Annotated in this window: 22 protein-coding genes and 1 pseudogene; 10 read left to right on the forward strand and 13 right to left on the reverse strand. The window is 61.2% G+C overall.

The annotated features are described in order from the left end of the window. Window positions 1-8 precede the first annotated feature (8 nt). From NL154_RS29635 to NL154_RS29650, 4 genes are read right to left on the reverse strand one after another with little or no spacing between them, the layout of a single operon-like run. Window positions 9-968: a lysylphosphatidylglycerol synthase transmembrane domain-containing protein gene (locus NL154_RS29635; protein WP_210633241.1), complete on the reverse strand. Its 960-nt coding sequence runs from the start codon at window positions 966-968 to the stop codon at window positions 9-11. Then, window positions 965-2,935: a hypothetical protein gene (locus NL154_RS29640; protein WP_434734606.1), complete on the reverse strand. Its 1,971-nt coding sequence runs from the start codon at window positions 2,933-2,935 to the stop codon at window positions 965-967. Before NL154_RS29640 ends, NL154_RS29635 begins: the two co-directional genes overlap by 4 nt. A 19-nt stretch (window positions 2,936-2,954) precedes the next feature. After that, the gene (locus tag NL154_RS29645) at window positions 2,955-4,193 is read right to left on the reverse strand and encodes a glycosyltransferase family 2 protein (RefSeq protein ID WP_221147204.1); all 1,239 of its coding nucleotides are present in this window, start codon (window positions 4,191-4,193) and stop codon (window positions 2,955-2,957) included. Window positions 4,194-4,209: 16 nt separating this feature from the next. Continuing rightward, window positions 4,210-4,836, reverse strand: a complete 627-nt coding sequence (locus NL154_RS29650) for an SIS domain-containing protein (RefSeq protein WP_210633246.1) — start codon at window positions 4,834-4,836, stop codon at window positions 4,210-4,212. Between the two features lie 275 nt (window positions 4,837-5,111). On the opposite strand from NL154_RS29650, the gene NL154_RS29655 reads away from it, so the two are divergent. After that, a complete protein-coding gene (locus tag NL154_RS29655; protein WP_210633251.1) occupies window positions 5,112-5,363 on the forward strand; it encodes a ribbon-helix-helix domain-containing protein in 252 nt (83 codons plus the stop codon). Between the two features lie 5 nt (window positions 5,364-5,368). Next, window positions 5,369-5,719, forward strand: a complete 351-nt coding sequence (locus NL154_RS29660) for a type II toxin-antitoxin system RelE/ParE family toxin (RefSeq protein ID WP_210633253.1) — start codon at window positions 5,369-5,371, stop codon at window positions 5,717-5,719. A gap of 56 nt (window positions 5,720-5,775) precedes the next feature. Here the strand turns inward: NL154_RS29660 and NL154_RS29665 are convergent, their stop codons facing one another. The 5 genes from NL154_RS29665 to NL154_RS29685 form a co-directional block, all read right to left on the reverse strand. Beyond that, entirely contained in the window at window positions 5,776-6,753 is a 978-nt protein-coding gene (locus NL154_RS29665; protein WP_210633254.1) for an ABC transporter ATP-binding protein, read from the reverse strand. Window positions 6,754-6,757: 4 nt separating this feature from the next. After that, window positions 6,758-7,585, reverse strand: a complete 828-nt coding sequence (locus tag NL154_RS29670) for a carbohydrate ABC transporter permease (protein WP_221147202.1) — start codon at window positions 7,583-7,585, stop codon at window positions 6,758-6,760. Continuing rightward, window positions 7,582-8,460: a carbohydrate ABC transporter permease gene (locus tag NL154_RS29675; protein WP_221147201.1), complete on the reverse strand. Its 879-nt coding sequence runs from the start codon at window positions 8,458-8,460 to the stop codon at window positions 7,582-7,584. The genes NL154_RS29670 and NL154_RS29675 overlap by 4 nt, the downstream gene beginning before the upstream one ends. A 65-nt stretch (window positions 8,461-8,525) precedes the next feature. Further along, window positions 8,526-9,809 (reverse strand): ABC transporter substrate-binding protein, encoded by a 1,284-nt coding sequence (locus tag NL154_RS29680; protein ID WP_434734607.1) that lies wholly within the window; start codon window positions 9,807-9,809, stop codon window positions 8,526-8,528. Between the two features lie 37 nt (window positions 9,810-9,846). Beyond that, complete coding sequence (locus tag NL154_RS29685; protein WP_434734608.1) at window positions 9,847-12,168, reverse strand: family 78 glycoside hydrolase catalytic domain; 2,322 nt, start codon at window positions 12,166-12,168, stop codon at window positions 9,847-9,849. A gap of 142 nt (window positions 12,169-12,310) precedes the next feature. Here NL154_RS29685 and NL154_RS29690 point away from each other — a divergent pair, with 142 nt between their 5' ends. Next, on the forward strand, window positions 12,311-13,369 hold the full coding sequence (locus tag NL154_RS29690; protein ID WP_210633260.1) for a LacI family DNA-binding transcriptional regulator: 1,059 nt from the start codon (window positions 12,311-12,313) through the stop codon (window positions 13,367-13,369). A gap of 52 nt (window positions 13,370-13,421) precedes the next feature. Here the strand turns inward: NL154_RS29690 and NL154_RS29695 are convergent, their stop codons facing one another. Beyond that, on the reverse strand, window positions 13,422-14,333 hold the full coding sequence (locus tag NL154_RS29695) for a dihydrodipicolinate synthase family protein (protein ID WP_210633261.1): 912 nt from the start codon (window positions 14,331-14,333) through the stop codon (window positions 13,422-13,424). A gap of 137 nt (window positions 14,334-14,470) precedes the next feature. Here NL154_RS29695 and NL154_RS29700 point away from each other — a divergent pair, with 137 nt between their 5' ends. Then, window positions 14,471-15,175, forward strand: a complete 705-nt coding sequence (locus NL154_RS29700) for a GntR family transcriptional regulator (RefSeq protein ID WP_221147198.1) — start codon at window positions 14,471-14,473, stop codon at window positions 15,173-15,175. A gap of 46 nt (window positions 15,176-15,221) precedes the next feature. After that, on the forward strand, window positions 15,222-16,364 hold the full coding sequence (locus NL154_RS29705) for a M24 family metallopeptidase (protein ID WP_221155743.1): 1,143 nt from the start codon (window positions 15,222-15,224) through the stop codon (window positions 16,362-16,364). 34 nt (window positions 16,365-16,398) lie between these two features. On the opposite strand, the pseudogene NL154_RS29710 reads toward NL154_RS29705, so the two are convergent. Beyond that, window positions 16,399-16,615, reverse strand: a pseudogene (locus tag NL154_RS29710) (alpha-L-fucosidase); the annotation flags it as partial. A 26-nt stretch (window positions 16,616-16,641) separates the two neighbouring features. On the opposite strand from NL154_RS29710, the gene NL154_RS29715 reads away from it, so the two are divergent. The 3 genes from NL154_RS29715 to NL154_RS29725 are packed head-to-tail and all read left to right on the forward strand — an operon-like array spanning window position 16,642 to window position 19,200. Further along, the gene (locus NL154_RS29715; protein WP_405047672.1) at window positions 16,642-16,737 is read left to right on the forward strand and encodes a hypothetical protein; all 96 of its coding nucleotides are present in this window, start codon (window positions 16,642-16,644) and stop codon (window positions 16,735-16,737) included. Next, window positions 16,728-18,470, forward strand: a complete 1,743-nt coding sequence (araD, locus tag NL154_RS29720) for an L-arabinonate dehydratase (RefSeq protein ID WP_221158182.1) — start codon at window positions 16,728-16,730, stop codon at window positions 18,468-18,470. Before NL154_RS29715 ends, araD begins: the two co-directional genes overlap by 10 nt. Window positions 18,471-18,480: 10 nt before the next feature. Next, complete coding sequence (locus tag NL154_RS29725; RefSeq protein WP_434734609.1) at window positions 18,481-19,200, forward strand: ribonuclease activity regulator RraA; 720 nt, start codon at window positions 18,481-18,483, stop codon at window positions 19,198-19,200. Window positions 19,201-19,452: 252 nt separating this feature from the next. Here the strand turns inward: NL154_RS29725 and NL154_RS29730 are convergent, their stop codons facing one another. Next, the gene (locus tag NL154_RS29730) at window positions 19,453-22,602 is read right to left on the reverse strand and encodes an efflux RND transporter permease subunit (RefSeq protein ID WP_434734610.1); all 3,150 of its coding nucleotides are present in this window, start codon (window positions 22,600-22,602) and stop codon (window positions 19,453-19,455) included. Continuing rightward, complete coding sequence (locus NL154_RS29735) at window positions 22,602-23,633, reverse strand: efflux RND transporter periplasmic adaptor subunit (protein ID WP_434734630.1); 1,032 nt, start codon at window positions 23,631-23,633, stop codon at window positions 22,602-22,604. Before NL154_RS29735 ends, NL154_RS29730 begins: the two co-directional genes overlap by 1 nt. Window positions 23,634-23,907: 274 nt before the next feature. Between NL154_RS29735 and NL154_RS29740 the strand changes: the two genes are divergently transcribed. Both NL154_RS29740 and NL154_RS29745 read left to right on the forward strand, forming a co-directional pair. Beyond that, window positions 23,908-24,594 carry a response regulator gene (locus tag NL154_RS29740; protein ID WP_210633270.1) on the forward strand — a complete coding sequence of 229 codons (687 nt, stop codon included), beginning with the start codon at window positions 23,908-23,910 and terminating at the stop codon, window positions 24,592-24,594. Window positions 24,595-24,596: 2 nt separating this feature from the next. Further along, a complete protein-coding gene (locus NL154_RS29745) occupies window positions 24,597-25,886 on the forward strand; it encodes a HAMP domain-containing sensor histidine kinase (protein ID WP_221158179.1) in 1,290 nt (429 codons plus the stop codon). The last annotated feature ends 145 nt before the right edge of the window (window positions 25,887-26,031 follow it).

Consider the following 26,031-nt stretch of genomic DNA (forward strand, 5'->3'; position numbering starts at 1 on the left):
AAGGCTCTTCAGAGCGCTTTGATCTTTCCCGAATGAGGACGCGATAGGACGAATACACCACCGGCCAAGCCGACCACAAGCTGCAACAGGCCGAAAACCACCGACAGCGTCGCGGCATCTGTCGTGCCGATGCCGAACACTGCAAGGGAAACGATCATGCCGCCTTCGCGCAGCCCCCATCCTCCGACGGAAATCGGAACCATGGCGATCAACAGGACTGGCGGGAAAGCGGCTGCGGCCTGACCCCAATCGAGCGGAAGACCGAGACCGAGAACGAGGATTTCAAGCGAGACGACACTCAATCCGTGAATGACGAGGGTCAACAGGAATACCCCGAGCATTCTTCGGTGGGCGAGAAACGCTGCTAGCGCCTCGGTCAGCGCGTGCAGCTTTGCCGGAAGAAACCGCACGAAGAAATGCCGGCGCCAGCTGAAGACCAGGGCCGATGCGATCGTTCCCGCCACGCCAAGGGCCGTGAGTTCGACCAAATAGGGGATTGGGAAGTCGTGCCCGTAAAAGCCGCGCATGATGATCAGTCCGATCAGCGCAACCACCGCCAGCCCGAAAAGCGTGAGGATACGGTCGATTACCACACCCAGTGTCGCTTCCGTTATCGTCAGGCCATATTTGATGGCGCCGAATATGCGGGCGGCATCGCCTGGAATGGGACTTGGAAGAGCTTGATTATAAAAGAGGCTCTGCATGAAGAGCTTCGTGGCGCCGGTCAGTTTCAGTCTTTGCCCTATCATTTCCGACAGGAGGCACCATCGCCATGCCGAAAGCACGGCCTGCAAGAGAAGCAGGAAGACGCTGGCCCAGATGATCGTTACCGACAGGGTCCGGATCGCAGCCCACCCTTCTGCGAAATCGACCTTACGCGCGATCCATATGACGAGGCCAAGCGCGACGGCCACTTTCAGAACCGGGATGGCGATGCGAAGCAATGCGCGGAGGGATGGTATAGTCACGATGCCCGATCCGCTTCAAAGCGATAGAGCTTCCAGCCGAACCGATCCGTCAATATCAGCGAGGAGCGAGGCATCATATGGGCTATGATGCTGTTGGCCATCACGATCTTGTTTTCTCCGATGCGTTCGGCGAGAAACGCGCTATCGGCATCGGGTGGAACGATGAAGTAAGCTATCTTATTGTCTTTGATGAAAGCATCGATATCCGAACCCGGCGCTGGCAGCACGTAGCGCGGCAATTGCCAGCCGCCGTCACGACCGTCGTTATAAGCCGTGGACAATAACATATTGGCCGTATCGAAAGGTTGAAAGACGGTTCGCAGGTCGTGATCTGCGATATAGCGGTACATGAAATAAGCTTCGCGATGGCTCTCCAAGTATTTATCGACGCTTATCATCCCGAGCACCACATCGAAGTCTTTCGCCTTGACGGGGTCGATGTCGCTACCGCCCATTCGGTGCCAGTGGGCAATCCAGAGCCCGCCGGCCAGCAAGACTATTATCATCGGGCTGGCGACCATGCCTGCTGGCGAAGAGGCCATTTTTGTCAGTGGAGCCATCTGCGGCATGACCCGTCGGTCGAGCCATGCATCCAATCTTTCCCGAACCAGGGAGGCGCCGATAAACCCGGTCGAAAAGAAAAGCAGATAGGCTGGCGTCGCCCACCGTATGTGATTGAACATAACGGTGTACCATATCACGAACATGGCAAGGACCATCGCTGCGAGAAAGGCGATGCGCCGGAAAGCCACTGCCAGACCGGCCAGAATCAAAGCGAGAGCGACGAAAGCATTTGGCTTATTTTCGAGAAACCAGTCGTAAAGGATATAGAGGAAGTCGTGCCAACCCTGCAAAGTAGCGAGGTTCGTAACAAAGTGCCGGTTGGCGGGATCGAAGGCCCTGCCCAATTCGAGCATGTAATCCGCCATCCAGGCATCGCTGAGGCCCTGATGGCCGAACATGAAGGGATAGATCGGATTGCCGAGGGCGATCAGGTTTTTTGCATACCAGTAGCCGGCGACCGCGAGGAATGCGCAAAGGCATGACAGAAGGAGCGGCAGGGATATCCTTCCCTTGAGAAGCATCGGTATCAATACCAGCCCTACGAGGCCGACCATTTGCAGTTCCGTATATTTTCCTCCGACTGCGCCTCCCAATACGAGCGCACAATGAAAGAGCTCCGCCGGCCGCCGGGTCTCCAGATAACGCCACAGGAAAAGCACGGCTGCGACGGAGAAACACGACCGGGCCAAGTCCGTCATCGGTTCGCCGATACTCCCCCTGAAGAAGGGGATGCTGAGGATCAGCGCTGCCACCAGGAAAAAACCGCATGCTCGCCAACGACTGGCGCAACTTGAAAGCAGGAACAGAAATCCGAAGAAAATTGCGATGTTCATGGCGGCCGCGCCGGTCCAGTGACCGCTGACCATCATGACGAGCGCAAACAGCAGATTGAAGAAGAGGGGAATATTGCCGTAGAAGGGATGATCGATCTGCGGCGACACAAAGCCGGCATGATCGATGATACTGTTGGCGAGCGGGATATGGAAAACCCACACGTCGGCAACGGCTGACGGGAAGAGGGACAGCACGCTCCACACATAGCAGAGTATGATGCATGTGAAGGCCGCAAGCGCCGGAATTGGATTTCCGTTTTTCGATTCAGTTGCGATTCTACGAAACAGCAAAGCCAGATCGCAAAGAACAGCGACGAGATCGCGCCGCCGCCAGATCATCGAGACTGCCACTATGGGAAGAACGATTTCCCATCTCAATCCATGAAACGCGCCAAGAATGGTGGCCGCGCCGCCGGCGATCGCCAGAGCCGGCAGAATACCGCTGAACAGAAAATCGATGCCGTCTCGAAAGGGCTGATCGCAACGTCGGTTGAGCCGGGCAACAATGCCTCTGTCGATCACGAGGCCCCATAATATTATGGAAAGAACCGTGCACCAGCCTAGGATCATGATCGCCCTTTCGTGGCTCTTATCCCGCGAGAGGCGGCGCAGGCTTCTTGACGGGCAGCATGACCCCGAGCGCTCGTATCATGAGCCCTGATATAAAGATCTGGAACGCCGTGATGATAAGCCACAGCCCGAAGACGGCCCAGTTGGTCTCGATGCCGATCTCGGGCAGCACGTAGCCGTTCCCGACATAGGAATCGAAGAGCGGAACCGCCAGCAAGACGCCTGCCAGAACGGCGATAACCGATCCCCATATCGTTGCATTGTAGGGAAGGCGCCGCTCGAGGCGAGGCTGCACATGTCCCGAATAGTCAAAGATCACCCGACCGATCGCTGCCGAAATCAGCATTGATTGACCAAGGACGGCCAGAGCCATCGCAAACAGCATGGCATTCGAGGAGAACCGCACGCCTGCTATCGACATAGGTCCCGCGAGCAGCGGCAACATGGTGATCAAGCCGAGGGCCAGCAGCAGGAAGCCCGGCCAGATCAAAAAGAAATCGAACCCGTAGACAAACATCGCTTGCAGATTGCGCCAGCCGGCGCGCCAGGGCTCCATCCAGCCTCGGCGCTTCATGTGACTCAGCCGTCCTTCCGGATCCTTCAGGAAGTGAATCGGCACCTCGGTCGTCGCAAGCTCCATATGGACTGATTTCAGCACCATTTCCGAGGCGTATTCCCACCCTTGCGAGCGGAGATCCATACGAAGCAGCGCATCGACACTGATGCCCCGCATGCCGCAATGGATGTCGGAAAAGCGGCTGCCGAACATCCGATTGAGAATCCACGTCGTCAGCGGCGTTCCGAAATAGCGATGCAGCAGCGGCATCGCATTGTCCTCGATCGAGCCTTTGAACCGCGAGCCCATGACAAATTCGGATCCCTTCCGGAATGCCTCGATGAAGGGCGCTATCTGGCGAAAATCATAGGTGCAGTCCGCATCGCCCATGATGATGAACTTGCCGCGGACGAAGGGAATGGCATCGATGTAAGCTCTGCCCAAGCCGCGCTTCGGCGTCCGCAACACGCGCGCGCCCCGCTCACGTGCGATTTCCGGCGTGCGATCGGTCGAACTGTCGACGATCAGGATTTCGACCGCCGCACCACTTGCCGCGATGCCTTGACGGCACCAGTCGACGAAGGTTCCGATCGTCAATTCCTCGTTGAGCGAGGGGACGAGAATGGTGACTTCCGGGTCGGTGACGTCGTCGTCCGGCGTAAGGAGCGACAGTTCCGGATCGTGGATGTGGGGGAAATTCATGGGCGTGATAAGGCTCTTAGGAAAGGCTGGGCGGGACGAGGCCGCAGGAAAAATCCAATATGGCGTGGCAGATCGCCAGATGGGCAATCTCCACATAGCCATATTGATCGGAGGCGACGTAGAAGTTCAAATCGCCGAGCGCACGCAACGGGTTGCCTGGAGCGAAGCCGCTCAGGGTGATAACGGCGCCGCCTTTTTCGCGGGCGGTGCGGACGGCCTTGGTGATGCTTTCCGATCTGCCTGAACTGCTGATCGCGACCAGCAGATCCCCTTCATTCGCATGCATTTCGATCTGCTTTGCGAATACGTTCTCATAGCCGAGGTCGTTCGAGAGGCATGTCAGCGTCGCGCCATCGTTCATTGCCATGGCGCGGAGTCCGCCATTTTTGGAATAGTCCGTCGCCATATGGCTGGCAATCGCGGCGCTGCCGCCGTTACCGATGAAGATGATCTTCCGGCCGGCATCATGGGTAGCACGGGCCAGCCGCATGGCCTCACTCATCGCAGTTGCATAATCGAGGCTTTCGTCACCCCGCCGCGACGCGGCTGCATTCACGAGAACATGGCGGAGAAATGTAAAATAGCGATCGAGATCGCCGGCCGTCACGGCGAGGTCCGAGGGTATGGTCTGGTTGTGTGACATGCTGGTTCAGCCTCTACGCCTTCGAAATTGGGGCGTCCTTAAAGACTAAATGATACAAAGGCAAGTTGCCCGGCATCCCTCCGGATGGTTGTTAGCGAGTGTCACGGGCTTGCAACTAACGGTCTTCCGTCAAGCATCCGGCCCCGACGTGAGGGTTACTGCTCGACCTTAGCGCTGCTGAACCCGACCAGTTATTAAAGCTACGAAGGCGTGCGTGATGAATATTGACAATATGTGCCACGCTACCCATCATAGACAAAACGAAGGGTATACCGATGGCATCGGGTAGCATTCATGTGAAGGTCAGTGGGCAGTTGCAGGATCATATCCAGCAGCAGATCGGCGATGACGGCCTTTATGAAAACGCCAGCGAGTATATTCGTGCGCTCATTCGCCGCGACTTGCAGTCCCGTAATGAGGCCTGGGACATGCTGCAAAGAGAGCTTGCGCCGGCGATGCGGGCTGAAGACAGCGAATTCATCGCGGTTTCGGCCGAAGACGTCATCCGCCGCAACAAGCGTCAATAAGCCTGATGGCAGCCTATCGATTTTATCCGCGCCCTGACGACGCGCAGGACAAGATTTGGCGCGACACGATTGAGGCGTGGGGGGAGAAGCAGGCGGATGCCTACATTTTCGGGCTGCACGCCTATTTGCAGCGTTTGTGCGAGGATCGGTCGATCTGGCGACAGCTTCCGCAACGTCTGGCAGTTCCGACAGACATCAAGCGGTTGGCCTATTTCGGTCGTTATGAACAACATTACGTGTTCTTTCGCGAGCTTAAGAACGGCGATCTTGGTGTCATGAGCATTCTTCACGAACGGATGAATCTGCCGGTCCGGCTCAAAGAGGATCTGGCGGCTCTCTCAAACAAACTGCCGTGAGGGCGCGGAATCTTCGGTCGGTAGGATTGATCCTCGATGTGCGCTTTAACCCGGACTCAGAACCGGTGTTCCGCTCCCTCCAGCGGGTTTGCCCAGACCGTCATGCCAGGCCCGAAAGGCGTTTCGCCTTCGGCGCGCACGATCATTTCACCGAGTTCGGGGACGTCGAGATAAAGGATCGCGTCGGCGCCGAGCCGTTCCACATGGCGGATTCTGCCTTGCCACTGGCCGGTGCCTTCCGAAAGCCTGACATGTTCCGGGCGGATGCCGTAGGTCGCGCAATTCATTCGCCGTGCCGTCTCGCCGCCATAGAGGTTCATTTTCGGGCTGCCGATGAAGCCGGCGACGAAGGGTGTCGCGGGATTGCGGTAGAGCTCCATTGGGCTGCCGATCTGCTCGACCGCGCCACCGTTGAGGACGACGATCTTGTCGGCCATCGTCATGGCCTCGACCTGGTCATGGGTGACATAGATCATCGTCGACTTCAGACGGGCGTGGAGTTCCGAGATCTCCAGGCGCATCTGTGCCCGCAGGGAAGCATCGAGATTGGAGAGCGGCTCGTCGAAGAGGAAAACCTTGGGATCGCGCACGATGGCCCGGCCGATGGCGACACGCTGCCTCTGGCCGCCGGAAAGCGCTTTCGGCTTTCTCTGCAAGAGATGGGTGAGCTGCAGCGTTTCGGCCGCCGCCGCAACCTTCTCGGCGATTTCAGCCTTAGGGCGGCGGGCGAGCGAAAGTCCGAAGCCGATATTCTCGGCAACCGTCATATGCGGGTAGAGCGCATAGCTCTGGAACACCATGGCGATGCCTCGCTCGGAAGGTTCCGCATAGGTCACGTCCTTGCCGCCGATGGTCAGCCTGCCCGAGGTCGTCTCTTCCAGGCCGGCGATGATGCGCAGCAGCGTCGACTTCCCGCATCCCGACGGGCCGACGAAAACGACGAACTCGCCGGAGGCAACCTCCAGATCGACGCCCTTGATGACCTCAAGGGCGCCAAAGCTCTTGCGAACCTGTTTGAGAGTGAGCTCAGCCATTCTGCTATCCCTTGACCCCGCCTGCCGTCATGCCTGCGACGATCTGGCGGTTGAAGAAGATGAAGACGATCAGCGGCGGGATCGTCACGAGGAGGATGTTCATGAAGAGCAGATTATACTGGCTCGAATACATGCTCTGGAAATTATAGAGCGTCAGCTGCACCGTCACGTTCTCCTTGCCCGGCAGGTAATAGAGCGGATTGGTGAAATCGTTGAAGATCGCGATCGACTGGACGACGATATTGGTCACGGTCACCGGCTTCAGCAGCGGCAGGACCACCCTGAAGAAGATCTGCCGAGGCTTGGCGCCGTCGATCAGCGCCGCCTCGTCGAGATCGCGCGGGATGGTCGAAATGAACGACCGATAGAGCAGGACCGAAAAGGAGAGATTATAGGCAACCTGGATCAGGATCATTCCCGTCATGGTCTTGAAGAGGCCGATGTCCTGCAGAAGGCCGATGGTGGGAACAACGGCCGGCGGCATCATCAGGCCCATGAACAGCGCAGCGAAAGCCACGCGGTTCCACGCCGTCTTGCGGCGCTGCATCACATATCCGACCATCGCCGACAGCAGGATCAGGATCGTGACGGAAACGACCGTGATCAGCGTCGAATTGAAATAGGCGAGCACGAGCTGATAGTCGCGCGCCTTGAAGACGGCGACGAGATTGTCCCGGAACAGCCAATGCTCAGGAAGTTCGAAATCGAGCCGGGAGGCCTCGGATTTGGATTTGACCGCCTGCAGGGCGACGAAAACGAAAGGCATAACGAAGATGACGGCCGCGACGGCAAGGGCTATCGCACCCGTCAGATAGGGGCGGACGCTTCTCATTCCTCGACCTCGCGCCGGTTGAACCATAGGGTGAAGGGCAGGATGATCACGGCGATCAGCGCGAACAGGATGACGTTTCCAGCCGTCGACAGTCCATAGAAACCAGCCTGGTACTGCTTGTAGATAACCGAGGCGATCACATCGGAGGAGAAACCGGGTCCGCCGCGGGTCATGGCCCATATGAGATCGAAGGAACGAAGCCCGCCGATCAGCGACAAGGTCACCACGATGACGGTGGCGGGACGCACGAGCGGTAGGGTGATCCGAAAGAATTGCTGGAGCCGCGTGGCGCCATCGATCCTCGCCGCCTCGTAATAATCGGGGCTGATCGCAGCAAGACCAGCGATGAAAATCAGGGTGGCGAGGCCGACGCCCTTCCAGACGTCGACGAGGGCCACCGAAAAAAGCGCGAGCGCCGGATTGGTCAGCCATCCCGGCCCAGGAATGCCGAGCGTCTCGAGTGTAACATTGATGATGCCCTTGGTCGGATGCATCATCACCGTGAAGGTGATGCCGATGCCGATGGTCGAGACCAACACGGGAAAGAAGACCAGCGTGCGCAGGAAGCCGCGGGCGAAGATATTGCTGGTGAGCAGCACGGCGAGCAGCAGGCCGCAGACCGTTTTCAGGCCAGATGTCGTCACGGCATAGAGCAGGGTGTTGACCAGCCCCTTGACCAAGAACGGCTCGGAAAAGAACTGCTGGAAATTTTCGAGCCCGATGAATTGGGCCGTCGAGAGATCCCAGCGCGTCAGGCTGTACCAGAGAGACGATATGGTCGGAAAAAGGAACAGCACGCCGTAGATGATGGCGGCGGGAATGAAAAACCACAGCGGGTAGGGCGATTTGCGCGAGTGCGGGGGTGTCTCGGTCATGACTACCTCTTCGATCGGGGAAACCTCGCCCCGTCAGGAGCGAGGTTAGCTGGCCCGAGCGACCGCTACCAGTTGGGCAGGCCGAGCTGCTTGGCCTGTTTGCGCACATCCTCGTCATAGAGCTTCGCTGCCTCGGCCGGCTGGCGAATGCCGGAACCGACTTCGACGGTGATCTGCTCGAGAGCCGGGCCCTTCACCGGCGATACGAATTCCAATGCGGGGGTCGTCTTTTCCTTGGCGTCGAAATAGGGGAGCATGTCCTTTACGGCAGGCGGTACGTTGGCAGGCAGATCGCAGCCGTTGATCAGCGGAGGCCCCTGCACGGTGTTGGTTTCCACCATGATCTTGCAGCCTTCGACACTTCCGGCGAAATCCACGAATTTCTTCGCTTCCTCTGTGTGCTGGCTGGTCAGGGGAATATAGAGGGCGGGCGGCATCCAGACGGTCAGACCATTCGTCGCCGCATCGTCGCTCGGCTGCGCGAAGAAACCGACATCTGCAAGATTTTCGGGATAATTCTGCTTGATGGCGCCGATGGCGAAGCTCAGCATCGGATAATGCGCCGCTTCGCCCGTCGCCACCATTCTGAGGCCATCGTCATAGCTTGCCGCGCCGAAATCCTCGTTCATCAGGCCGGCGTCGTGAACATCCTTCAGCCGTTCGAAGCCTTTTGTGGCGGCGGGCGTCTCCGCATATTTCGCCTTGTTGGCGGTATAGTCGCCGGCGAAGTTCGGCACGGCGGCATGCAGATTGTAATAGTCGGCCAGAACGAACAGCTGCGAGGTCCAGGTATCGCGATAGGTCTGGGCCACGGCGACCTTGCCCGAAGCCTTGACCTTGGCATTGTTGGCCATGAAATCCGCCCATGTCTTCGGAACGGTGAGGCCGAGGTCCTGATAGACCTTCCTGTTGTAGAGGATGCCACCCGCCATCACCGTGCCGAAGGGAACGCCGTAGAGCTTGCCATCGGCACGGACGACCGATTTGAAGCCTTCAACCACCTTCGCCTGTGAGGCGAGACCGCTCAGATCGACAAGTGTCTGCGCCGGCTTCAGCGCCTGTAAGAGGGATCCGGAATTATAGAGGAACACATCGGACATCTCCCCCGTCGCCAGGCGCGTCTTGATGATGTTGTCACCCTCGCCGCCGCCTGCACGCGGCTCGATTTCGATCGTCACGTCGGGCGCCTTGGCCTGATAGGCCGCAACCAGTGCTTCGGCTGCCGCGACCGTGTCGGGGTTGTTGTCGATCAGGAAAGACAGCGTGGTTTCCGCATGCGACGGGCTGGCCGCAGCCAAGGCCAGAAGCGCGGATGCGCCGGCAAGAATGAGCTTTATCCGATGTGTCATGACGTTCCTCCTCTGAACGGTGTGACCTATATGCTCCTCAGTAATCGGGTAGCGAAAAGACCAGCTGGTGCGTACCCGGGGGGAGAACCGCCTCCTCAATGACAGGCTCGCCATTGAGTGACGCATTCCGGTGCCGCCGGCCGGGCCGGAAGCGGCCGATACAACCCTCCGGAAGCGTCAGCACATAGGTGACCTCGCTGCCGGTGCAGTGCCAGCCGGCCTCGATGCGCCCTTGGCTGATATCGTGATAGGCCGAAACCGACGAAAGCGACCGGATCGGTGCCGGGTCGACGATCACTTCGGCAAAGCCGGGTGCGGCCGGGCTCGGCGAAATGCCGGCAACACATTCGAACAGCCATTGGCAGACCGCGCCATAGGCATAGTGGTTATAGCTGTTCATTTCGGGTTCGTAGATGGTGCCGTCGGGCGCCATGGAATCCCACCGCTCCCAGATCGTCGTCGCTCCCTTCGACACCTGGTAAAGCCAGCCCGGCACGTCCTCCTGCAGGAAGACCTTTTCAGCGAGATCGTCCATTCCGAGCTTCGTCAGGGCCGGCAAAAGGGCAGGCGTGCCGATGAAACCGGTGCCGATCTTGTAGTCGGCGTCGACGATCACCTTCCGGAAATGCTGCCGAGCGGTTTCCTGATGCACCGCCGGTATCAGATCGTAGAGGAAAGCGAGTGCGTAGGATGTCTGGTCATTATGGGCGAGCCGCCCTGCCGGCGTGATGAACTCATTAGCAAAGGCCATCCGGATATTGTCGGCGCGGCCTTTCATCTGTTCTTCAAGCATTTGCTCGCCGAGCACGCCTGCGATCTTCGCCAGAAGATCCGTCGAGATGAAGTGGTAGAGGGTGGCTGCACAATCGTCGGCAATTGTCGGGCGCGGCTTTCTGTTATCGCCGACCGGCTGCAGCCAGTCGCCGAAGGTGAAGCCGCGGGCGCCCCAATGCGAGGGCGGACGGACGATCGGGCCATCCGAGATGGACCAGACGAAATCGACCCAGCGCACCATCGAGCCCAGGCACTCCGAAAGAACCGACCGGTCGCCGTAATGGGTGTAGAGGACCCAGGGGATCACGACAATCGCGTCACCCCAGCCGGTCGAGCCGGCATAGCCCGGGAAATTGCCCGGGTGCAGACGCGTCGGGTCAGGCGAGAAATGCGAAACGGCGCCGTCCTCGCGCTGGTCGGCCATCACATCCCGCAGATATTTCTTGAGGAAGGACTGGCTGTCGCTCAGCCAGCAGGCCGTCGCGGCAAAGACTTGGGCATCACCCGTCCAGCCAAGCCGTTCGTCGCGTTGCGGGCAATCTGTGGGCACTTCGATGAAATTGGCGCGCTGCGACCAGATGGTATTCTCAACCAGTCGATTGACAAGAGGATTGCCCGAGGTGAAGCCGCCGGCCGGTTCCGGCACCGAGGAGATCGGGATCGACTGGATCGCAAGAATCTCCGCTTCGCCTTTGATCGTCACCCTGGCATAACGGAAGCCGTGGAAGGTGAAATGGGGCGCATAGGTCTCGTCGCCATCTCCGCAGAGCGTATAGAGGGTATGCGCGGCCGCCGCGCGATAGTTGCGATTGTCGAAATGGCGTTCCGGCCCAAGGACTTCCGAGTGCTCGACCCGCACTTCGGTGCCGCCGACGCCACGGACCGCATATCTGACGTAACCGCCGACATTCTGGCCGAAATCATAGATCGTTCTGCCTTCGTGATCGGTCCAGCTTTCGATAGGGGCGAGCGGCTGCAGCTCCCGCACCGCCGCAGTCTCATGCGCGACGAGCAGCCCCGTGTCGAACGGCAATCGCGCGGTCCCGTGGGTTTCGGCGACGTTTTCCAGGCGTGCGTCGTAAATCTCGCCGAAATAAATCCCCGACTTCTGGATCGGCAGAAGGCCGCTTTGCCATGTCGTGTCGGTAGAAAGAAGGGTGCCGCTGGGGCCGACCAGATCCGCAATGGCCCCGATCCTGTCGCCCCAGCAATTGGGAATAGCCTGGGCGCCCCACATGATCGGCGAGCGGTACCATCCGTCGGCGAGCCAGATTTCTATCCTGTTGAAGCCTGACTTCAGCAATCTCGAGATGTCGTATCGCTGATAGGCAATGCGGGCGTCGTAATTTGTCCAGCCGGGCGTCAGCACATCGTTCCCGACGCGGGCGCCGTTGATGAAGCAGCGATAGAGGCCGAGCGCCGAGATGAAGAGTTCTATCGGAAGGCCGGTGCCGTCATGATCAAAGGTCTTGGAGACGAAGCTTGCGGCCGTTCCCTGGCCGCGGTCCGATAGTGGTGCGATCATCTCTCCGGCCCAGGCGCGCGAAACGAGATTGCCGTCGATGGCTGCCGGCTGAAAGTTCATCAAGTCCTCCCGGAGAGTTGTAGAACGTTCTCCATATAACGTTCTACATTTTTTTCGGAAGCGCAATAGAAATTTCGTCGCCAGTCTGCCATGGTGGTTCTGCGAGCGATTGTGACGGCCCGCAGAGTAGTCCAGAGATTTCATGTCGATCGAAGAGCAAAAAAGACTGCAACGAAATGATCGCGTGACGATCCGGACAGTGGCAGCGCATGCGGGCGTGTCGGTCGCCGCAGTTTCCAAGGTGATGCGAAACGCTTATGGCGTTAGTGAAGCATTACGGGCAAAGGTGATCGAGGCTATCGAAGTTCTCGGATATCGCCCCTCACGGGCGGCGCGCGGGTTGCGCGGCCGGAGTTTCACCATCGGCGTGCTTTTGATCGACATCCGCAACCCCTTCCTTCCGGAGGTGATTGCCGGCGTCAACGGCGTGCTCGCGCCTTCGCACTACCAGGCGATGATCGGCGTCAGCGACGCGCGCGTGCAGCTGGAGACGTCGTTGATCGAGTCGATGATCGATTACAAGATGGACGGCCTGATCCTGGTTGCGCCGCGCCTGCCCTCGGACATCATCGCAAAGTTTGCGGCTCAGATACCGATCGTTGCGGTCGGTTATCACGATGCCGGCGCCACGGCCTTCGATACGGTCAATGCCGACGACCAGCGCGGGGCGGAAATCGCAGTCGAAGCGCTGCTTGCCTGCGGCTATCGCGACATCGAGATGCTGAGCCTCGGCGAGCGTGAAGGGCACCAGGTCTCCGTCGTGCGCCAGCGTGAGATCGGCTTTCGCCGGGCGATACAGCGCGCCGGACTGGGATCGTCTGCGCCGATCACCAAAATTCCGATCGCCCCGCCAAAGCGGGAGGAAACGATGCGAAAGTTCCTATCGAGAAAGAACAGGCCGCGCGCGGTGTTCTGCTGGAGCGACCTCGACGCCATCACCCTTCTGAGCCTGGCGATGGAAACGGGTGTGCGCGTGCCCGAGGATCTTGCCGTCGTCGGATATGACAATTCGTCGACCGCAGCGCTCGGCCTCGTCAATCTCGCAAGCATCGATCAGTCGGGCAGGGAACTCGGCCAGGTCGCCACCCGAACGTTGATTTCCAGAATAGAGGGCCGCACCGGCGCCGAGCACATTTTCCAGATACCGTCGCTGGTCAGCCGCAACAGCCTGACTCGCTCCGTTAACGCTCCAGGCACATAGCGCCAGAGATGGTAAGGCCGGCTGCGGCTGCGCGCTCGCCGGCCTCGTGATCTCAGGCTGCCTTGCCGAGTTTCGAGGGGCGCGTCGCAGCAGCCTTCTCGACCATGGCGGTGACTTCGGTGCGCCGTGCACCCGAAAGCGGCAGGCGCGGCATGCGGACGCGCTCGGAGCCGCGGCCCATGATCTGCTCGGCGAGCTTGATCGACTGCACGAGGTCATGCTCGGCATCGAGATGCAGCAGCGGCATGAACCAGCGGTAGATCCTGCGGGCCTCTTCCCAGTCGCCGCGTTCGGCCGCTGCAACGAGCTGCACGGACTCCTCAGGGAAGGCGCTGGTCAGGCCGGAGACCCAACCCTTGGCGCCGAGCATCAGGCCCTCAAGCGCGACGTCATCGAGGCCGGCAAAGATATCGAAACGATCGCCGAAGGCATTGATGAGATCGGTGAAGCGGCGTGGATCCGGGGCGCTTTCCTTGACCGCTTTGATGTTCGGCACGTCGGCAAGCACCTTCAGCACGTCGACGCCGATGTTGACGCGGTAGGCGGGCGGATTGTTGTAGAGCATGATCGGCAGCGAGGTCGCCTCGGCGACGGTGCGGAAATGCGCGATCAGCTCCTCCGGCTTCGGGACATAGACCATGGCCGGCAGCAGCATCAGCCCGTCGGCGCCGAGTTTTTCGGCGTCGCGGGCATAGGCGACGGCGCGGCGCGTGTCGAATTCGGAGACGCCCGTCACGACAGGAACGCGGCCGTTGACGACCTCGACGGCGGCTTTGAGGATCGTGCGCTTCTCATCGGGATCGAGCGAGTTGTTCTCACCGCATGTGCCCATGACGATCAGGCCGTTGACGCCGTCGTTGACGAGCGCGTCCTGAACACGCTGGGTTGCGGAAAGATCCACGGAAAGATCTTCGTTGAACTGCGTCGTTACGGCGGGAAATACGCCCTTCCATCCTGTTGTCATCTATCGAAACTCCGTTAAAGTCGGTTCGTTATATACAAACTGTCGACAAGACTCAATCGCGGTTATTTGTAAATTCGTGGGGCGTTGCCGAAATCGGCCAAAACGCACTACAAGGCTCTCATCAAGGGGAGGGACGCATGCAGAACGACGCGGAAAATGTGCGGGTGCGCGGTTCCGGCACGCAGAGCATCTATGCCGCGCTGCGCCGGGAGATCCTGTCGATGGCGCTGGAGCCAGCCAGTCCGCTCGACGAGGTGCGGCTGTCGGAGCGTTTCGGCATGTCGAGGACACCCATCCGCGAGGCGCTGTTACGGCTTGCCGCCGATGGGCTGGTCACGACCCTGCCGAACCGGAACACGATCGTTGCGCCGATCGATTTCGCCAACCTGCCTACCTATTTCGAAGCGCTGACGCTGATGTACCGGGTGACGACGCGCGGGGCCGCCGGTCGGCGGAACGACGCGATCATGGAGACCATCCGCCGCCACCAGAAGGACTTCGCCGGCGCGGTTGCCGCGCGCGACGCCTATGCGATGATCGAGGCGAACCGCGAATTCCACGTGGCGATCGCCGAGCTTGCCGGCAACGCCTATTACACGGCCTTCTTCGCCAAACTGCTCGACGAAGGCCGGCGCATCCTTCGCTTGTATTATTCGACCTTCGACGACCGGCTGCCCCGCCAATACGTCGACGAGCATGAGGAAATCATCGCCGCCATCGACGCCGGAGACGCCGAACGCGCCGATCGGCTGGCGATTGCCCACGCCGGCCAGATCGTCCGGCAGATTCAGGATTATCTCGCCCGCAACCTCGATCGGCCGGTGGCGATCGGTCTGTCGTGAAGCGCTACGCTGGACCAGGCATAAACGGTAAGAACAGGAAAACGACATGTCATGGCAGCACCCCGTACCCCGGATCACTGAAGACGAGCGTCAGATCCGCCTTTCCAGGCTTCGCGAAGCGATTGAAGCCGAAGGGCTTGCCGGCCTGCTTCTCGGCCCGACCGAAAGTCTGCGTTATTTCACCGGGCTCGTCTGGCATCCGAGCGAAAGGTTCCTCGGCGCGCTGATCACACCCACGGCCGTTTCCTACATCGTTCCGGGTTTCGAGCGCAGCCGCGTCGAAACGCTGCCGCATCTGCCGGGGGAAATCCTGGTCTGGGAAGAGGAGGAAAGCAGTGCAGCGCTCATCGCCCGGCTTGTCGGCCAGGGCGGCACGCTCGCCCTCGACGATGGTTTGCCGCTGTTCTTCTATCACGCCTTGGCAGCGGCGATGGGCGCCGACAGGCTCGCCGACGGCGGGCGGCTGATCCATGGCCCGCGCCGCATCAAGTCGGCGGCCGAGATCGCGCTCATTCAACATGCGATGAACCTGACGCTCGACGTCCACAGACAGGTGCACGCGCTGTTGAAGCCGGGCATCACCTCATCCGAGGTGGTCGATTTCATCGATCGGCAGCATCGCCAGGCGGGTGCCGACGACGGCTCGACATTCGCAATCGTTTCCTTCGGTGCGGCGACTTCGCTTCCTCATGGCGCCGACGGCGATCAGATCCTGGGCGACGACGAGGTCGTTCTCGTCGACACGGGCTGCCGGATCGACGGCTACCATTCCGATATTACCAGGACCTATATGCTCGGCGGCGGTAACGGCGACTTCGAACGCGCCTGGTGGATCGAACGCGAGGCGCAGCAGGCCGTCTTCGATGCCGCCCGGATCGGCGCCGCCTGCTCGAGCCTCGACGATGCGGCCCGCAAGGTGCTCGCCAAACATTCGCTCGGCCCCGACTACCGCCTGCCGGGCTTGCCGCATCGCGCCGGACATGGCCTTGGGCTCGAGATCCATGAAGAGCCTTACATCGTTCGCGGCAACGACACGCCGCTTGCCGCCGGCATGTGTTTTTCCAACGAACCGATGATCGTCTTCCCCGATAAATTCGGGATCCGGCTGGAGGACCATATCTGCATGACCGCGGACGGTCCGCGCTGGTTCACCGATCCGGCGGCCGGACCGACCGAGCCGTTCTCCTGAGCGGGCGCCGTCCGCCCGCTCAGGCAACTGCACCTCAATTTTGAACGCCGGCAGCGCTTCCGGACTTGAGCTTGACCTCTATGACCGGGACCACGAGCTTAGGTCGGCGCACCGCAGGATGAAGGTCAGTTCATCCTCGGCGACCGGGAACTGGTATTTGCTCATAAGGTATCGGCGGCCGGGCGCAGCCAGGTGACATCGCTGGCGTCATGTAGGAATTGCGCATATTCGATCTTGCCGGCCAGCGCATCCAGGCCGCCGGGGCAGGCTTGAGGAATTGACGGGCGCCTGTATCTTTCTGGCCTCGGAGGCTTCGAGGTACATCAATGGTCACAGACTTTACGAAGACGGAGGCATGTGGGCATGTCCTTGAAAATCAGTAAGGCGCCGGGGGAATTGCGGTCGGCGCGCTGGTTCGCATCCGAAGACCTGCGCGGCTTCGGCCATCGCTCGCGCCTGATGCAGATGGGTTATGACGCCGGTGACTGGGGCGGCAAGCCGCTGATCGGCATCCTGTCCACCTGGTCGGACCTCAATCCCTGCCACGCCCATTTCAAGCATCGCGTCGAAGACGTGAAGCGCGGCGTGCTACAGGCGGGCGGCTTTCCGGTGGAGATGCCGGCGCTGGCGCTGTCGGAAAACTTCATGAAGCCCACGACCATGCTCTACCGCAACCTTCTGGCGATGGAGACCGAAGAGCAGATCCGCGCCCACCCCATCGATGGCGTGGTGTTGATGGGAGGATGCGACAAGACCACACCTGGCCTCATCATGGGCGCGCTCAGCGCCGGCGTGCCGATGATCTACCTGCCGGCGGGGCCGATGCTGCGGGGCAACTATGCGGGCCAGCAGCTCGGTTCCGGCTCGGATGCCTGGAAATACTGGGACGAGCGGCGCGCCGGAACGATATCGGACAAGCAATGGGCCGGCATTGAAGCCGGCATTGCGCGCTCCTACGGCCATTGCATGACGATGGGCACCGCTTCGACGATGACGGCAATTGCCGATGCGATGGGGCTGACGCTGACGGGGGTCTCTTCGATTCCCGCGGCTGATGCCAATCATATTCGCATGTCGGCTCATTCAGGCCGGCGGATCGTCGAGATGGTCTGGGAAGATCTGACGCCGGACCGAATCGTCACTCCGGCGGCCATTCGCAATGCGGCGACGGTCGCCATGGCGACCGGCTGTTCGACCAATGCCGTCATCCATCTCCTGGCCATGGCGCGCAGGGGCGGGGTCGCGCTGACGCTCGACGATCTCGACGCGCTTGGCCGCGTCACTCCGGTAGTCGCCAATGTCCGTCCGTCCGGAAAGACCTATCTGATGGAGGATTTCTACTATGCCGGCGGTCTTCTGGCGCTGATGTCGCAGATCCGCGAGCGGCTCGATCTCGACGCATTGACGGTTTCGGGGGAAACGCTGGGCGCGGCTCTGGCCGATGCAAAGATCTATAATGACGATGTGATCCGCCCGCTTTCCAATCCGATCTATCCGGAGGGCTCGCTTGCCGTACTCAAGGGCAATCTGGCGCCCGACGGCGCGGTGATCAAACCCGTCGCCTGCGACCCGCGCTTCCATGTCCACCAAGGCCCGGCCCTGGTCTTCGACAGTTACCCCGACATGAAGGCGGCGGTGGAGGACGAGACGCTCGATGTGACGCCGGATCATGTGATGGTGTTGCGCAATGCCGGACCGCTCGGCGGCCCCGGCATGCCGGAATGGGGCATGCTGCCGATGCCCAAGGCGCTGCTGAAGCAAGGATATCGCGACATGCTGCGGCTGTCGGATGCGCGCATGAGCGGCACCAGCTATGGCGCCTGCGTGCTGCACGTGGCGCCCGAAGCCCATGTCGGCGGCCCGCTCGCTTTGTTGCGGAACGGCGACATCATCAGGATCGACATCCCCAACCGCCGGCTGGATATGCTGGTCGACGAGGCGGAGCTGGTCCGGCGCCGCGCCGCCTGGATGCAGCCGGCGGATCGTTTCGGCCGCGGCTACGGCTGGATGTACGCCTCGCATGTCAGCCAGGCCGACAAGGGTTGCGATTTCGATTATCTGCTGCCCGAATTCGGAGCGGCAGCCGGAGAACCGGACATTTTCTAGGAGGACATGCATGATCACACTTTCAGACAGCACGCGCGAAAAACTCATGCGGGTGAGCGTCGCCACCATCAGCACTGCGCTCTTCAAGCGCGGCCTGCGCAACCAGACGATCCAGGATGTGCAGCCGGTCGCCGGCAAAGGCCGCAATATGGTCGGCCCGGCCTATACGCTGCGCTACATTCCGGCGCGCGAGGACCTGAACAAGCTCGAGGTTTTCCGCAATCCCGAACACCCGCAGCGCGCCTGCGTGGAAAGCTGCCCCCCCGGCGCCGTCCTGGTGATGGACAGCCGCAAGAATCCACGCGCCGCCTCCGCCGGCTCGATCCTCGTCACGCGGCTGATGGTGCGCGGCGTGGCGGGTGTCGTCACCGATGGCGGTTTCCGCGACAGCCCCGAAATAGCGAGATTGGCGATCCCGGCCTATCACAACCGCCCCTCGGCGCCGACGAACCTGACGCTGCACCAGGCGCTCGACATCAACGTGCCGATCGGTTGCGGTGACGTGGCGGTCTGGCCCGGCGATATCATGGTCGGCGACGACGAAGCGGTGATCGTCATTCCGGCGGAACTGGCCGACGAGATTGCCGAGGAGGCCGTGGAAATGACCACTTATGAGGACTTCGTGACCGAGCGCGTGCTGGCCGGCCAGTCGATCATCGGTCTCTATCCGGCGACGCGGCCGCACAATCTCGAAGAATTCGCCGCCTGGCGCGCCAAGCACGGCCGCTGACATTTTCCGACTGGAAGCATGCGGTGTTCAGGGATTATATGCATTTGAAGGTGCGCCTCATTATGCTCTCCTGCAGCGCCCTGGCTTATCGGATGGACAGGACGCGCAGGCGGCTGACGCCGCCTGCGGGGGAACACGTCCCGCGGTCTTGTTCCGGGGGGGAACGCGACCGAAGAGGTTGCCATCAAGATTCACCGAGCCTCGCCCGCAGCGGGCGTGGGACGATCCGGCTGATCGCTCGCCGGAAGGCGATCATCGCTGACCTTGCCCTCGCCTCGATTGCCCGGGCTTGAAGGTGATTGCCGCGTGATCGTTGGAAGCCTGCGGTTCGCTGTCGGGAGCTTTCGGTTCGGCTCGACGGAAAAGACGCTTGAGCGCCTCGTCCAGATCGTCGACGAAGGTGAAGATGACGGGGATGACGATGAGGCTGAGCAGCGTCGACATCATCACGCCGCCGATCACCACGATCGCCATCGGCTGCCGGAAGCTCGAATCGCCGCCGGTCAGGCTGAGGGCGACCGGAAGCATGCCGCATGCCATGGCGATGGTGGTCATGACGATCGGCCGGGCGCGCTTGTGGCAGGCATCGACGAGGGCATCGAAGCGGGCCATGCCCTGGCGGCGCGACATGATCGCGTATTCGATCAGCAGGATCGAGTTCTTCGTCACCACGCCCATCAGCATGAGCAGCCCGATGACGGCCGCCATCGAAAAGCTGGTCCCGGTCAGCACCAGCGGCAGGAGCGCGCCGCCGAGCGAGAGCGGCAGAGCCATCAGCAGGGTGAGCGGCTGCAGGAAGTCGTGGAAGAGCAGGACGAGGACCGCATAGATGCAGAACACGCCGATCGCCATGGCAAGGCCGAAGCTCTGGAACAGCTCCGAGCTGCGCTGAAGTTCACCCTGTTCGACAAGCGTGACGCCGGACGGCAGATGCTGGAGCGCCGGCAGCGCCTGCGACTCGCGGTTGACGTCGCCGAGGATGCGGCCGTTGAGCTCGACCGATACGGTGACATTGCGCATCCGGTCGATGCGATCGATTTCGGAGGGGCTGCCGCCGATCCCAATATCGGCGATCGATCCGAGATCGACATTGCCGTTGGTGCCCGCCACCCGCATGTTCTTGATATCGTCCAGGCTGGTGCGCGACTCCGGGCTGAAGCGGACGACGATCGGAACCTGGCGCTGCGGCAGGTTGAGTTTTGGCAAACTGGCGGAATATTCGCCATTCGTCGCCACGCGGACGGCCTCGGCGATGGAACTCGACGTCACGCCGAGCGCTGCTGCGCGGTCAAAATCCGGCTTGATCTGGATTTCGGGCGCCTGCCTCGCGGCAGTCGACGTCACCGCGCCTATACCCTGCAGCGTGCGGAGCTGTTCCTCAAGAGCCGTGCTTGCACTTTCCAGGACATTCGCATCGTCGCTCGCCAGCGTGATTTCGAGCTTCGTGCCGTTGCCGCCGCTGCCGACCTCCACGCGCACACCGGGCAGCAGGGAGAGCGCCTGCCGGATGTCGTTTTCGATTTCCGACTGCTTGCGGTCACGCTCGCCGATCGGGGTCAGCACGGCGACGATCGTGGCGGAATTGACGCTGCTCGTGGTGCTGGCGTCGGCGCCGCCACCCGAAGATGCGGAGCCGACCGAAGAGAAGACACGGGTGACATCCGTGAGCTTGCCGACGAGATCGGCGGCTTTTCTGATCGCCGCATCGGTCTGCTCTATGGTGGCGCCCGGCTGCATGGTCAATGTGATCTGGGTGCGCGCGTCGTCCGAAGCCGGCAGGAAGCCGGATTTCAGCAGCGGAATAGTGGAGAGAGAAAGCGCGACGACAATGGCGGTTACGGCCACGGTGGTCTTCCGGCGGTTCATGGCAGCTTTCACGATTGCCAGATAGGCGCGCATGATGCGGCCATCATTTTCCTCCGTCGGCGGGACCGCTTTCATGAAATAGGCTGCCATCATCGGCGTCAGCAGGCGGGCAACGACGAGCGAGGCGAGAACGGCGACGGCGGCGGTGACCCCGAACTGGCGGAACAGAAGCCCCGGAATGCCGCTCATGAAGGCCGTCGGCAGGAAGACCGCGACCAGCGTGAAGGTGGTTGCGATGACGGCGAGCCCGATCTCGTTGGCCGCTTCGAGGGCGGCATCGATCGGCCGTTTACCCATCTGCAGGTGGCGGGCGATGTTTTCGATCTCGACGATGGCGTCGTCGACCAGGATACCGACCACCAGCGACAGCGCCAGCAGCGTGATGATATTCAGGCTGAAGCCGTAGAGGTACATGACCAGGAAGGTCGGGATCACGGACAAGGGCAGTGCCACGGCCGACAGGATCGTCGCGCGCCAGTCCCGCAGGAAGAGCCAGACGACGATGATCGCCAGGATCGCCCCTTCGAACAGCATGTGCATCGAACCGTCATAATTGTCGATGATCGGGCCGATCGTGCTGTAGGCTTCGTCGATCTGCACATTGGAATGTTTGGCGGCGAACTGTTTGATCGCCTTGTCGACGTCGCCGGCGACGCCGCTGTCGGAAAAGCCGTTCGAGCGCTTGATCTCGACCGCGATCACCGGCTTGCCGTCGAGATAAGCCATCGAGGACCGCTCCGCGAAACTGTCCGTTACCGATGCGACTTCGTCGAGACGAACCTGCTGGCCGTTGGCCAAGGGAATTCTCAGCCCTTTCAGTGCCTCGACCGACGGCAGAGCGCCGAGCGTGCGCAGGGTTTGACGAGTGCCGCCGATTTCGCCGAGGCCGCCCGACGTATCCGCCTGCACCGCCTTCAGCTGCGACGATACGGTCGCCGCAGTGACCCCGAGCGACGCCATCGTCGCGGGATCGAGATCGACGTGAATCTCGCGGTCGATGCCGCCGATGCGGTTGACTTGTCCGACGCCGGGCACCGAAAGCAGCGTCTTGGTCAGATCATTGTCGACAAACCAGGAAAGCTCGGTTTCGTTGAGAGCAGTCGAGCGGACGGCATAGGTGACCAGCGCGGAGCTTTGGACTGTGACCTTGGTGACGCTTGGTGTCTCCATCTGCGAGGGAAGATCACTCTTGACGCTGTCGACGGCGTTGCGGACTTCGTTGAGCGCCGCTTCGCTGTTTTTCTCCAGCTTGAAGGAAACCTTGATCGAGACGGTGCCGTCGGTGATGGTCGTGGTGATGTGGTCGAGATAGCTGAGCGAAGCCAAACTGTCTTCGATGGTGCGGGCGACCTCGGTTTCGAGCTGTGCCGGCGCCGCGCCGTCGAGCGTCGCCGTGACGCTGATCGTCGGAAGATCCATATCGGGGAAGTTCTGGACCGCCAGGGTCTTGAAGGCCAAGAGTCCCCCAACCGTCAGCATCACGAACAGCAAGATTGCCGGGACGGGGTTGCGGATCGACCATGCCGAGAAGTTCATCAGTTTTTCTCCGCGATCTTCACGAGGTCATTGTCCGAGAGGAACGCGCCGCCCGAGGTCACCACCTTCGACGTCCGATCTATGCCGGAGACGATTTCCACCTCGCCATTGTTGCGGCGGCCGGTTTCCACCCGGACCCTTTGCACCCGTTGATCCTCGCTCGCAGTGAAGACGTAACTGATCCCGTCCCGGAACACGATTGCGGTCTCGGGCACGGTCAGCGCCGGGGAGGTCTGCAGCTCGATGTTGCCCGTGACGTAAAGGCCCGTGCGTGGACGGGTGTCGGCCGGCAGCGTGACATAGACGATTGCCCGGCTGGTATCAGTGCTGACCGACGGCCCGACAAGCCTCACCTTGCCCTCGATGGCGTGGCCTTCAGGCCCGTTGACTTGGACGCTCAGGCCTTGTGAAATGCGTGGGAGGTAGCGAGCGGAAACCTCGGCCTGCCATTCGATCCGCTGCTGGCGAACCATGCGGAACAGTTCGGTGCCGGCGGAGACGACGGCGCCGAGATCGGCGGAACGCGACGTGATGAGGCCGTCATCGACGGCCGTTATGGTCGTCTGCGCAAGCTTGATCTTTTCGCTGTCGAGCGCGGCCTCTTCGGATGCAAGACTTGCCGTCGCCGTCTGCTCGTCGGCGAGATATTCGACGATCTTCTCGTCGGAGAGCGCCCCTGAAGGCTGGAGCTGCCGCGCCCGGTCGGCATTGGCTTCGGCCATTGAAAGGCTTGCCTTGGCGGTCGCGACGGCGGCCTCCTGCTTGCGAAGATCTGCAAGCACGCTCTCCTGCGAAAGCCGCACGAGCGTCTGGCCCTTGGTGACGACCGAACCGACATCGACCAGAACATCGGTTATGCGCAGCCCGCTCGTCTCGGAGGCGATGACCGCTTCCTGCCACGGTTTCAGCCATCCGCTCGCGGGAACGGTCTCAGGCCAGTCCCGCTGAGCCGGCGCCGTCAAAGAGACAGTGAGGGCGGTTGCCGCGGCCTGTTCCGCCATGGCGTTGCGGAGGGGAGCAAACAGCGCCATCGCAACGAAGGCGGAGGCGAATAGTCTGGAGGTTTTTCTCAACGATGCATTCCTTGTCGTCAAGGCATCGGCGCCTTTTCCCGATCGGCGCCAATTCGACCAAGAATTACCGTTCATGCATGGCAACCGGGTCTCGGCGCGGGTCGATGTCATGACCGCTATGTAACGGGGCGAACGTTAAGTGCGGTCAAGTTAGTGTTAAGTTGGGTAAAACTTGGTCGCCTGAGCGTGTTTGTGCTGTATGGCTTGCCCGGCTTGATAATGGATGACGCGAATGAACAAGGTTCTCCTGATCGACGATGATGCGGAGCTGACGACACTTCTGCAGGAATATCTGGTCGAAGAAGGATATGACGTCGTAACGGACACGGATGGCCGCGCCGCCATTGCCGCGGCGGCCGGCAATACGGTCGACATCATCGTGCTCGACATCATGATGCCCCGGATGAACGGCATCGAAGTGCTGCAGCGGATCAGGAAGCTGAGCCAGGTTCCGGTGCTGATGCTGACGGCCAGAGGCGACGACGTGGACAGGATATCCGGTCTCAATCTCGGCGCCGACGACTATGTGCCGAAGCCATGTTCGCCGGGCGAACTGGCCGCGAGGCTGCGCGCCATCCTGCGCCGGGCAGGTCAGCCGGCGGCCGGCATGTCCACAGACACGGTCAGGGCAGGGCGGCTGGTGATCCATCCGGGCAGCCGGATCGCCGAATGGCGGGGGGAAAGCCTTGACCTCACCGGCACGGAGTTCAGCCTGCTCGAGGTTCTCGCCCGCAGCGCCGGCCAGCTCGTGTCGAAACAGGATATTTCCAAGCGGGCCTTCGGCAAGCCGCTCACCCCGTTCGATCGCCGCATCGACGTCCACATCAGCAGCGTTCGCCAGAAGCTCGGGCTGCGGGAGGACGGGCAATCCTGGATCCAGTCCGTTCGCGGCCAGGGCTATCAACTTCTCGTGGACTGACCATGCCCCGGCTTTTCTGGAAGTTCTTCAGGATTATCTGGCTGACTCTGGCGGCAAGCCTTGCTGCCGTTATCCTTATCGTCAAACTCCTTCAGGCGGTTCCCTTCGCAAGCGAGCTGGAACATGAGCGGCGGACGCTTGTGCTCAACCTGACTGCAAATATTCTGGCTGAGGACGGCGAAGCCGCCGCCGCGCGTTTCGTGACCACAAGCCAGAAGACGCTACCGCTTGGCCTGACCTTGTCCAAGCCCGACGACGCCGACGCCTGCGCCGAGAAGGACACGGGCACCGCCCGATCCATGCTGAAGGATGGAGTCTGCTATCGGCTTTCCGTGTCGGCCCCGGCCGGTTCCACTTTCGACAGCCTTGGACCATTCCTGCCGTGGCTCACCATCCTGGTCGCCAGCACGATCGCGGCCGGCGCGCTGGCGCGATACCTCATTCGTCCCGTCGTCCACCTTCGCGATGGCCTGAGCGCGCTTGCCCACGGCCGTTTCGACGTCCGTATCGGCGACAAGATGGCGGGACGCAGGGACGAGGTCACAGCACTTGCGCATGATTTCGATTCCACTGCCGCCCGCCTTCAGGAGCTACAGGATGCGCAGCAGAGGCTGTTCCATGACGTCTCCCATGAGCTGCGCTCGCCTCTGTCCCGGCTGCAGGCCGCCGTCGGTGTGTTGCGGCAAAGCCCCGCCAAACTCGGCGCCATGCTGGATCGAATGGACCGCGAGGTCGAACGGCTCGATATGCTGGTGGGCGAGGTTCTGACGCTCGCCAGGCTGACGGCAGGATCCAGCCTGCCGCTGAAGACGCAGACCATCGATGTCATCGAACTCCTCAACGAGATCCTCAGCGATGCGGCATTCGAAGCCCAGGCGCGGGAGATCTCGATCACGACGAGCGTCGATGGCACCTTCCGGGCCGAAGTCGAAGGCGAGCTTATCTATCGGGCGCTCGAAAACGTCGTTCGAAATGCCGTCAAATATACGGCCGACCATTCGCACATCTCGGTCTCCTCAGAGGCGACAGCCGACCGGCTAAAAATCTGCGTCACGGATCAGGGGCCGGGCGTCCAACGGGACGAACTCGAACGCATTTTCCAGCCGTTCTCTCGCGGGAGAGAGGCGGTGCCGAGAGGCGGATACGGTCTCGGTCTTGCAATCACCCGGCAGGCCATCGAACGGCATGGCGGGCGCGTGCATGCGTCATTGCCGGAGGCGGGGGGGCTGGCGATCACCCTGGAGCTTCCCAGGAAGCCGATACCCTATGGTTTGGCGGACGAACAGGCCTGAGCACCAATCGACGAAGCTTGGTATCGTGGTTGCTCATCCAGAAGTAAAAGCGACGGGCGCGATGGTCGCGAACCGCGCCATCGCACATTGCGGTAAGTCAAGGCGGCCGCCAAGCCGATCCGGTATCGTGCATGCTCCTTTAGCT

The organism is Rhizobium sp. YTUHZ044, from assembly GCF_051123975.1.
Classification (GTDB): Bacteria; Pseudomonadota; Alphaproteobacteria; order Rhizobiales; family Rhizobiaceae; genus Rhizobium.